General features: G+C 45.6%; 2 protein-coding genes. Both read left to right on the forward strand.

The features are described from left to right. Positions 1-81 precede the first annotated feature (81 nt). The gene (locus KH813_RS06815) at positions 82-600 is read left to right on the forward strand and encodes a hypothetical protein (RefSeq protein WP_303994580.1); all 519 of its coding nucleotides are present in this window, start codon (positions 82-84) and stop codon (positions 598-600) included. A 2-nt stretch (positions 601-602) separates the two neighbouring features. Then, a complete protein-coding gene (locus KH813_RS06820; protein ID WP_303994581.1) occupies positions 603-911 on the forward strand; it encodes a hypothetical protein in 309 nt (102 codons plus the stop codon). The last annotated feature ends 146 nt before the right edge of the window (positions 912-1,057 follow it).

Consider the following 1,057-nt stretch of genomic DNA (forward strand, 5'->3'; position numbering starts at 1 on the left):
TGAATGCTAAACAAACAAACAAACGCGCCAACAAAAACGCAGAATTGTACGAGAAAGCGTTAGCGAGAGCGAGGGAGCTAGATGCAAGAAATCAATTTTGAAAGTACTTTGAAAAGCCTTGCGCCGCTTGTGTACGCCTATCAAAAAGAAGTAAAAGAGGGAACGTTTGAGGCGTACGCGACGTATTTGGCCGATATTCCGCCGGAGTATATCCGCCGCGCCGTGGATAATCTTATTCGTTCGTCGAAATGGTTGCCGACGGTGGCGGAAATTCGCGAACAAGCACAGGCAGAGTGGGCGGAAGATAAAGGAATGGAGGAAGAAACGGCGGAAAAAGCGTGGATCTTATTGTTGGAGTTGGTGAAAAAGTACAGTTTTCAAGGGATTAAAAGAGATAAATTTTCGTCTGATGCGGCGTATAACGCTATGCGGGCGATCGGTTGGCGGACGGTCTGCATGATGACAGACAGCCAAATGGGATATGTACATAACGAGTATGTAAAAGCCTATGAGGGCGTAAAAGGCAGAAAGCCGGTATTTATTAAAAAGCCGGAAGCGATCGGGCATGACAAAAAACGACTGCTATATAAGGAGGCGTAAAAGTGGAATTTGATGAAGATCTTGATTTTAACGAAACGCGTAAACAGCTTAATCGAGAATTGAAAAAGGTTGCCCGCGGCGGTCATTCGCCGTCACAGGCGCTTGAATGTTTATATCTAATGTGGGGGGCGTTGCTCGACGAGTGCACCGACAATAGCGAAATTATGGTGTGGACGGCGAAAATGATTAGCGAGTGCGCGAAGTGGCAGGATGCGATGGTATTGGCGGGAGCGGTAGAAACGGCGTTATTGAAAGCGGTGGCAGATAGTCAATGTTTTAATGTAGAAGCGGAGGAACAAGATGATGAATGATGTAACATTGGTAGGCGAAATTAACGGAGAAATTAAAACGTATAACGGTGAAAAATCAACAAAAACATCGTTCCGGTTGGCAACAACACGAGCATACAACGGGAAAGAATTCAAAGAGTGGCACAACATTGTTATTTGGGGTGACA

It is taken from the genome of Negativicoccus succinicivorans (genome assembly GCF_018373335.1).
GTDB classification, from domain to species: Bacteria; Bacillota; Negativicutes; order Veillonellales; family Negativicoccaceae; genus Negativicoccus; species Negativicoccus succinicivorans_A.

Coding starts and splice junctions, on each gene's coding strand:
- KH813_RS06815 (WP_303994580.1), top strand. CDS start 82: ATGCAAGAAATCAATTTTGAAAGTACTTTGAAAAGCCTTGCGCCGCTT.